Origin of the sequence: Paraburkholderia ferrariae NBRC 106233 (genome assembly GCF_000685035.1) — a bacterium.
Lineage (GTDB): Bacteria > Pseudomonadota > Gammaproteobacteria > Burkholderiales > Burkholderiaceae > Paraburkholderia > Paraburkholderia ferrariae.
Map to the genome: position 1 here is coordinate 26,601 of NZ_BAYB01000057.1, position 7,440 is coordinate 34,040.

General features: G+C 61.7%; 9 protein-coding genes. 7 read left to right on the forward strand and 2 right to left on the reverse strand.

The genetic code is table 11. From position 1 onward, the window contains the following. Positions 1–56: 56 nt before the first annotated feature. The 5 genes from BFE01S_RS35210 (at position 57) to BFE01S_RS35230 (ending at position 3,027) form a co-directional block, all read left to right on the forward strand. Complete coding sequence (locus BFE01S_RS35210) at positions 57–863, forward strand: hypothetical protein (protein WP_007183109.1); 807 nt, start codon at positions 57–59, stop codon at positions 861–863. 18 nt (positions 864–881) lie between these two features. After that, complete coding sequence (locus BFE01S_RS35215) at positions 882–1,073, forward strand: hypothetical protein (protein ID WP_007183110.1); 192 nt, start codon at positions 882–884, stop codon at positions 1,071–1,073. Between the two features lie 503 nt (positions 1,074–1,576). Further along, a complete protein-coding gene (locus tag BFE01S_RS35220) occupies positions 1,577–1,978 on the forward strand; it encodes a hypothetical protein (RefSeq protein ID WP_028229513.1) in 402 nt (133 codons plus the stop codon). Positions 1,979–2,086: 108 nt separating this feature from the next. Further along, positions 2,087–2,353 carry a hypothetical protein gene (locus BFE01S_RS35225; protein WP_007182996.1) on the forward strand — a complete coding sequence of 89 codons (267 nt, stop codon included), beginning with the start codon at positions 2,087–2,089 and terminating at the stop codon, positions 2,351–2,353. After that, positions 2,350–3,027 (forward strand): hypothetical protein, encoded by a 678-nt coding sequence (locus BFE01S_RS35230; RefSeq protein ID WP_028229514.1) that lies wholly within the window; start codon positions 2,350–2,352, stop codon positions 3,025–3,027. Before BFE01S_RS35225 ends, BFE01S_RS35230 begins: the two co-directional genes overlap by 4 nt. Before the next feature lie 74 nt (positions 3,028–3,101). On the opposite strand, the gene BFE01S_RS35235 is transcribed toward BFE01S_RS35230, so the two are convergent. Both BFE01S_RS35235 and BFE01S_RS41475 read right to left on the reverse strand, forming a co-directional pair. Then, positions 3,102–3,374, reverse strand: coding sequence for a hypothetical protein (locus BFE01S_RS35235; protein WP_028229515.1), 273 nt, complete (start codon positions 3,372–3,374; stop codon positions 3,102–3,104). A 9-nt stretch (positions 3,375–3,383) separates the two neighbouring features. After that, positions 3,384–3,977 carry a deazapurine DNA modification protein DpdA family protein gene (locus BFE01S_RS41475; protein WP_456088840.1) on the reverse strand — a complete coding sequence of 198 codons (594 nt, stop codon included), beginning with the start codon at positions 3,975–3,977 and terminating at the stop codon, positions 3,384–3,386. On the opposite strand from BFE01S_RS41475, the gene BFE01S_RS45400 reads away from it, so the two are divergent. Continuing rightward, a complete protein-coding gene (locus BFE01S_RS45400; protein ID WP_174464480.1) occupies positions 3,897–4,172 on the forward strand; it encodes a hypothetical protein in 276 nt (91 codons plus the stop codon). The two genes, BFE01S_RS41475 and BFE01S_RS45400, sit on opposite strands and share 81 nt — an antisense overlap. Before the next feature lie 137 nt (positions 4,173–4,309). Continuing rightward, positions 4,310–7,240, forward strand: a complete 2,931-nt coding sequence (locus BFE01S_RS35245; protein WP_028229516.1) for a Tn3 family transposase — start codon at positions 4,310–4,312, stop codon at positions 7,238–7,240. Positions 7,241–7,440: the final 200 nt, after the last annotated feature.

Genomic DNA, 7,440 nt, shown 5'->3' on the forward strand with positions numbered 1-7,440 from the left:
TGTGGGCATGTGTTGCTGTGAGGCGACCATGCCCATTTTTGCATGGAGACTGATGGATGACTTTGAAAGCTGGTGCGATGCTGTTGGCCGTTGGCCTTGTACTCGCCGGGTGCGATGGCAAGAAAGATTCGGTGCAGGCCAGCGCGGGGCAGACCAATGCGTCGCCCGCGTCGCTGCTGAACAGTCCGAAGCTGCCTGATCCAGCGCCGGCGCCGGCCGCCGCGCAGGTGCCGACGCTACCGAAGCCGGACCGCAGCGTGCCGGTGGCGAGCTATGTCGATCTGAACGGTGAACCGGCAGGCATGGCACTGACGTATATCGTTTCGGCGAAGACGCAGGGTGCAGTGAGCGATGAAGACAAGCTCAACCGCCTGTCGCCCTCGTACTACAACGAGACCGACGCCTTCAAGAAGAAGGATCTCGCCGCGACCGAGTTGCCGCGCATCAATGCCGCAATGGACGAATACCGGAAGCACGACTACTACGCGCTGCCGGTGTCCGGGTATTCGCAGAAGCCGCTGGGTCTGACGAACGTCACTGTGAGCCAGTACGACTTCAACACGAAGAGTTTCCCGCTGACGAGCTACGGCCAGTATTGCTGGGCAGGGATTCTGCGGAATCAGCAAGGCGCGACGCTGCGAATTTTGCCGTCGGATTTCCCGTGCAGCTTGCCCGTCTCCGATGAGGCGCAGGCGAAACTCATTGAGGCGGCACGCGTTCAGAACGCGCTCGCTCTGCAGGGCACGCTGTATCTGTACGTGCCGCGCGCGGAGAACGGCACGGCGCTCGCCGTCGTCTCGCGTGCGCACCTCGAGCTGGTGAATGCGCAGACCAAGGCGCCGCTGGCCAGCTTCGATCTTTAACACGCAGGGGACACGGCGATGAAGGCACGCTCGGGCGGCAAGGCAGTGCGAAATATCGGTTTGGGCCTGCTGTGGCTGCTTCTGGCGGCCGCGGCGGTGGTCGTGGCCACGCAGACCGGCATCGCGCGCTACTTCGTCGTCGCGACAGGCAACGCCGTGTGCGTCGACACGAACCCGGACGGCGGGATCTCGAACGACACCTGCAGGTGAGGGAGATGGCCATGCCGGCACTGATGAGTCGCGAACCGTGGTGGGAAAAGCCTCCGCAACCAGGACAATCCGAGCTCGAATGCGTGTGGGGTTGGCTTGAGCTGTACGACGATGGGACGTTCCGCTTCGATGCCTCCTCGAGGCCGAGCGATCGAGATATCCAGCAGCGGAAAGGGTGTCGATTGCCGGATTAGTGTACGCAATTACGTATGTATGTATTTGCGTTTGATTTGTGGGCATGTCAGACGGTCAAGGGGACGCCCGGAAGCCGCAGCGGAGCGCAGAGCTGGCCGCAGGCCAGGTCGAGCACCGAACGGGTGAGGACGGCAGCGCAGCGGCCCTTGACGGGCTGGCGTGCCGGTGTAGACGCTCCAGGCAAGGGTGTGGGGGTTGGGGCTTACCCCCGCACCCCTTGACGACAGAGGGCGACTCGCTCCTTCCCGCAGAGCGGGAAGGCGGGGGATGGGTGGGGATTTCGTGTAATTGAACAGCAAGGGCCATCGATGAATACGAAGGAAACCGATCAAACTTTGGAGCAACTGAGGAGCATCGCCAGATCTCTGGAAACGCTCTCCGCACTGCAGCTTTTGAAGACGTTCTATTCGGCGGAAGAACGTCAGAGTCTCATCGCGCGGCACCGACAACTCTACGATGAAGATGCGGCCGCATTTGCTGAACTTCGAGGCTCGCAAGATGCGCTGCCAGATCGAGGCTTGGGCTACGACGCCCGAGTCGAGAAACATGGCGAGGAAGTCGTCACCCAGCAAAACGCTCCGATGAATACGGCGCTCGAAAAACGCCGCGAGACGTTGAAAGCCATCGACCGATTCGAAGCCGAGCATCCGCTCATCAAGCAGTTGTCCGGATATGCACCAAAGATCGTTCGAGCGGCGGCTAAAACCTGAAATTTTCCATCAAAATCAACAACCTACAAAAATACCGATAATCTTTATTATGTTAAATTGCGTCTATCGGCGCGGGGAATTCGATAGCGCGAGCTAATGGAGAGCCTGATGAACCAGTTGCTGCTCAACCAGACGATCGTCTTCCTGAACCGACTTTCCCGCCTCGGGAAAATCGGTGTCGTCTTCGTGCTTGCCCTTGCTGTCGTGAGCAGCATCGTGCTGCACACGAAGGGTCTCAGCATGGATGACAGCATCGCGCAGTGGACGACGAAGCCGCTCATCGCATCGGCCGCGATTGCCGTCATCGCCGAGCTGGTGAGCTCTATGCTTCGCGTGCAACTACGACAGGTCGCGACTCGGGGGGTGAAGCGATGAATAGCGTGCTGACGCTTTCGCTCGAGCAATGCCAAGAGCTGCTGCAGGACATCCACGAAAAGCGACGGCATCGCCTGACGGGCAGCGAGTACAAGGCAATCATCCAAGCGGTCGACAATCATCGCGTCGATCGCGACGTGGCGCAGCTCGCGCGCCAGGTGGCCGCGCAACTCGCACAACACGAAGGGCCAGGCAGCAAGCCGCCCTTCGAAGATCCGACCATGAACCGTGTGTTCATGGTCGAGTGCCAGCCCGTTACGCCGGCCGATAGCGATCCGCGAATGCAGGAACACGTCGTCGTCGGCAAGACCGTCTTCCGATCGCGCGAGTACGACCACGTTGCGCGCGCGAACGTGCCGAACGATCGCGGCGATCCAGGGCGCGAGGTCACGGCCAAGCGCCTCGACATCCAGCACGAGGGTGATGGTGTCGTCGACCGCTACAACGTGTATCAGGTCATGGCGAGGACCCACACGACCTACGGCAGCGGTATTCCGTCGGCGCCGAAGGATGGCGACAAGGTGCTTAAGGGCACTTACGGCAGCTTCCAGGCAGCATGCGACGCGATCGACGCGCAGCTCGGTATGACGCCGCGTTCGCGGCTGGCCAACGAACAGATGCAGCGCCTGCAGGAGACTCGCGCGCGGCGCAGCAGCGCACCGCGGCCGGCGTGAAGGCGACGGCGATATACGAAAAAGGCCGGGGATTTCCCGGCCTTTTCTCTTGGTGCCTCGCGCGTGGATCTGCCCTACTCCTTGTCGTCGACGTCGGGGAACAGGATCTCGAAGTTCGGCACCGGGATGACGCGGCCGTCCTTCAGACACGCGGCGGCCGCGACCAGGTGCTCGCTCGCGGCACGCTGCGGGTGCGGCTTCCACGCGAGACTGTCCAGCGCCTCCTTGGCCTCTTCGGCGAAGACGGTGGCCACCTCCTCGGGAATGATCTGGTTCCCGCGGATGTGGGAGTTCACGAGGGCGATCAGTTCCGTGCGAAACGCCGTAGTGCGTTGTTCCTTGCTCATGGTGGTTCCTTACTGGTCAGTGGTGAACGACAGGCGTAGCTGGTCGCCGGCGGCCGGGCGCAGGCGCTCCTGCGCGGCCGCCATCCAGCGGCTCATTTCCGCAGAACGATGCGCGATGCTGTTGGACGCGCCGCGTTTGCGCGCCGTCATGCGCGCGCCGAAGTCGTAGGCCATCGAGTCGGCCGACGCGACGAAGTCGAACATCTTCAACTCCGACAGCGCACTCCCCTTCACGCCAAACATGTGCAAGCGCGACCCGGCCGGCAGATGCCCCTCGAGCGCCGCGAGGATCGCGAACAAGCCATGTGTCGGGTGGTGCAGGCTGCGTCGGCATACAGATCCGATGCCGATCAGCGCCGGCGGTGCATACCACGGCCGCCAACGCTCCCACACCTGCAGGAGCAGATCGAGGCTGCGCAGGTAATCGCTGGCCGACCAGCCCTGAATGACGGGCACGGGCGGCTGTAGGAGGTTCATCACGACGCGCTGGCTGCACGTCTTCGCGAGCTCGGCCTGCCAGTGATGGACAACGCGCAACGTACCTTCGAGGAGCGTTGCCGTCGCGTCGACGCGGTAGTCGATCTCGTCCTGATTCCGTGCAATTTCGGGTTCGCAGCAAAGGTCCGGCTGCGCCCACCAGGCCGCGCCGATCGACGTCGCGAACTCGATGTACTGCGCGTAAGTCCACGGGAAGATGCCGGCAATGCCCTGCTGGGCATCCCCGTGATTTCAATGCAGATCACGACGGTAGCGCGATCTAGGCGCGACAAGGGCTGGCGGACTGCCCCTAATATTTGATTGATATAAATCAAATAGTTGCTGTTTGGGTTTCTCACGACCAGCTGCGCTAGCAGGCTCCGACAATTGTCTGTTGATTTGCCGATTTTTTCCGGCTAGGCTGGTCAGCCCCGCTTTCGCTTTCGGAGTGGACGGCGATGGAACACTGGCGATTGGCTTATCTGGGCATGCGGCGGATGCCGCGCGACCTCAGCGAGTTCGAACTCGCCACGTTCTTCACGTTTTCATCCAAAGAGCGCGCACTCATCAACGCGCGCCGCGGTCCCCTTTACCGGCTGGCGCTCGCATTGCATATCGGCTTCGTGCGCATGACCGGCGCGACACTCGATGCTTACCAGTATGTGCCGCAGATCCTGTGGAGCCATCTGGGCAAGCACCTCGGGATCGAGCCGCCGGACCTCGGTACGCTACGGACCCTCTACGAAACCCGCGAACGCACGCTCTTCGACCATCAGGTGATTGCCTATCAGGCGCTCGGTTTCGTGCCGATGGCCGAACATCAGCGCCGCTATGTCGTGCGCTGGCTCAAGGAGCGGCTCGCGGGGCGCCCGAATCGCGCCGATCTCATGCAGGAACTCAAGCGATGGCTTTATGAACATCGCATCCTGATCCAGCAGGACCGCGCGCTCACGCCCCTGCTCGTACAGGCCGCGCGCGATGTCGAGACGACGCTGACCGGTAGCCTCGTCCACGCGTTCAGCGAAGCGACGCTTGATCGCTGGGGAAGCGTTCTGCCGCAGCCGCATGGGTCGGTTGCGAGCCTGCAGCAATGGCTGTGGTCGGTGCCGCTGCGCAACTCGACGCATCAGATGAGCGAACTGTTCCGCAAGATTGATCGACTGGTCGAGCTTGGCGTACACGGCAACTGGCCGACGACATGCAATGAAGCAAGCGTGCGACACTTCGCGCGGCGCTGTGCCCATCGCAAACCGTCGGTCAGCAAGCGAATCCAGTCGTCTCGCCGGCTTGAGGCCGCATGCTTCATGCGGTATGCGCTCTGCACCGCCACCGACCAGTTGCTTTCGATGCTCGGCCGCTGGATTCGCAAATCGCTCAACGAAGCGAACAGCAGGGTTTCGGCAGCGCGGCCAGACCTCAAGGCACAGATGCACGACTTTGCCACGGCCGTCAAGGCGATAGTCGCCGACGAAAGTCTGACGCACGACGAACTGGTCGAGCAGATCTCCGCCCTGGCGGATGCGGTGCTCAAACAGGAGACACCCAGCCGCGCGAGCCTGGTTCGCTCGCAACTGATATCCAAACGGCGCGTCGCTCGCGCCATGCTCGCCAGGCTGTTGACGCTGCCATTCGAAGCGCAGACCGCGCATCCGGTCATCGAAGCGCTCGCACTATTACGCGACCTCTACGCGAGCAGATCGGTCGAGCTGCCGCAGGACACGACCGTCCCGCTCGGTCGGGCCTGGCAACGCCTGATCGAGAACGAAGACCGAAACCAGGCGCTGCTCGCTTTCGAATGGGCGACGCTCTTCGCGCTCCGCGTCGCCTTGCGCAACGGCTCAGTCTATGTCGAGCACAGCTTCGAATTCCGCAGTCAGGCCACGCTGCTGATCCCTGACGACGAGTGGCAGGCCAGACGCAATCATTACTATGGTCACCTGAAGCTACCGCAGGATCCCAAGGAGTTTCTAAAGCCGGTCATCGAGCATCTCAATGCCGGTCTGGAACGTCTTCGCGAAGCAGTGGCGCGCGGCGAGGTGCGCGTCGATGATGCAGTCCATATTGGCCCACTGGGCGCCCAGCCACACGATGCCGCGCTCGAGTCACTGCGCCGGGCGATTTTTGCGCCCCGGCCGGATGGACAACTGCCGAAGATCATTCTCGAAGTCGACAGCACTGTGCGCTTCAGCTGGATACTGTTGGGTCGGGAGCCGCGCTCCAGCACCGAACTGCTGATGGTCTATGCCGCGGTTCTCGCACACGGCACGTCGATGTCCGCCGCCGATATCGCCCGCATGGTGCCGGAACTGTCGGCGACCGCGATCCGCCAGATGATGAGCCGTATCGCGGATGAGCGGATGCTGCGTCAGGCTGCCGATGCTGTGCTCGAATTCATGCACCGGCATCCGATCGCGCAGCACTGGGGCCGGGCGGACCTTGCGTCGTCGGACATGATGTCGCTGGAAACGACGAAAACGGTCTGGCAGGCGCGCGCCGATCCGCGGCGGCGCACTGCATCGATTGGCGTGTACACGCATGTGCGCGATCGCTGGGGCATCTTCTACGACCAGCCGATTGTACTCAACGAGCGGCAGGCGGGCGTCGCGATCGAAGGTGTGATCCGGCAAAGCAGTACCGACGACGTGGCGATGCTTGCCGTGGATACCCATGGGTATACCGATTTCGCGATGGGGCTGGCCCGCGCATTGGGCTTCGACCTGTGCCCCCGGCTGGCTCATCTGCGCGATCGCCGACTGCATGTACCGGTCGATTTCCTGGTACCGGCGGATCTTGCGGCGATCGCCGATTGCGACGTCCGACTCGACGCCATCGAAGCTATCTGGGATGACTTTGTACGCGTTGCCGCGTCCGTGCAAAGTGGCCATTGCACGGCTGTGCAGGCGCTTGCGCGCTTTGGCTCTGCCGCACGGGGTCAACCACTCTACGACGGCGGCGTTCATCTTGGTCGTCTCTTCCGGACAATCTTCCTGATCGACTACTTTACCGTGCCAGTATTTCGCGACGAATTGCAGCACGCGCTCAATCGCGGCGAGGCTGTCCACAACGTGCAGCGCGCCATTCACCAAGGCAAGATTCCCGTCGAGCTCACGCGTCACCGCCACTCGCTGATGGCTGTTTCCTCGGCGCTGACGTTGCTGACCAATGCCGTCATGGCGTGGAATACGCAGCACATGCAAAGCGCACTCAACACGATCGAGAAGCTGGGCAACCAGCCTGTCTTGCCCGAACACCTGCGCAGCATTTCGCCGACGTCGCTGGAAGGAATCAATCTGCGCGGTACCTTCGATTTTCCGATCGCCGACTACGTGCATCGGCTCATGCCGAGTCTTGTGGTGAGAGCGTCCACATCTTCACAGCGCACAGGTTGAGGTTTCGTCGACGGGGTATTCGTACCTTTCGTGCAATTTCTGGCGGTCATCGCTCGTAGAGCCCCGTCCAGAAAGGCTTCTCGTGCTGCAACATTTCCTCGAAACACGAATTCACCAAGTCGTTGATAAATAATAATTTTTAGAGACTAACCGCCAGAAATTGCACGAAAGGTACGAATACCCCGGAACACATCAACCGG

Coding starts and splice junctions, on each gene's coding strand:
- BFE01S_RS35210 (WP_007183109.1), top strand. CDS start 57: ATGACTTTGAAAGCTGGTGCGATGCTGTTGGCCGTTGGCCTTGTACTC.
- BFE01S_RS35215 (WP_007183110.1), top strand. CDS start 882: ATGAAGGCACGCTCGGGCGGCAAGGCAGTGCGAAATATCGGTTTGGGC.
- BFE01S_RS35220 (WP_028229513.1), top strand. CDS start 1,577: ATGAATACGAAGGAAACCGATCAAACTTTGGAGCAACTGAGGAGCATC.
- BFE01S_RS35225 (WP_007182996.1), top strand. CDS start 2,087: ATGAACCAGTTGCTGCTCAACCAGACGATCGTCTTCCTGAACCGACTT.
- BFE01S_RS35230 (WP_028229514.1), top strand. CDS start 2,350: ATGAATAGCGTGCTGACGCTTTCGCTCGAGCAATGCCAAGAGCTGCTG.
- BFE01S_RS35235 (WP_028229515.1), bottom strand. CDS start 3,374: ATGAGCAAGGAACAACGCACTACGGCGTTTCGCACGGAACTGATCGCC.
- BFE01S_RS45400 (WP_174464480.1), top strand. CDS start 3,897: ATGGACAACGCGCAACGTACCTTCGAGGAGCGTTGCCGTCGCGTCGAC.
- BFE01S_RS35245 (WP_028229516.1), top strand. CDS start 4,310: ATGGAACACTGGCGATTGGCTTATCTGGGCATGCGGCGGATGCCGCGC.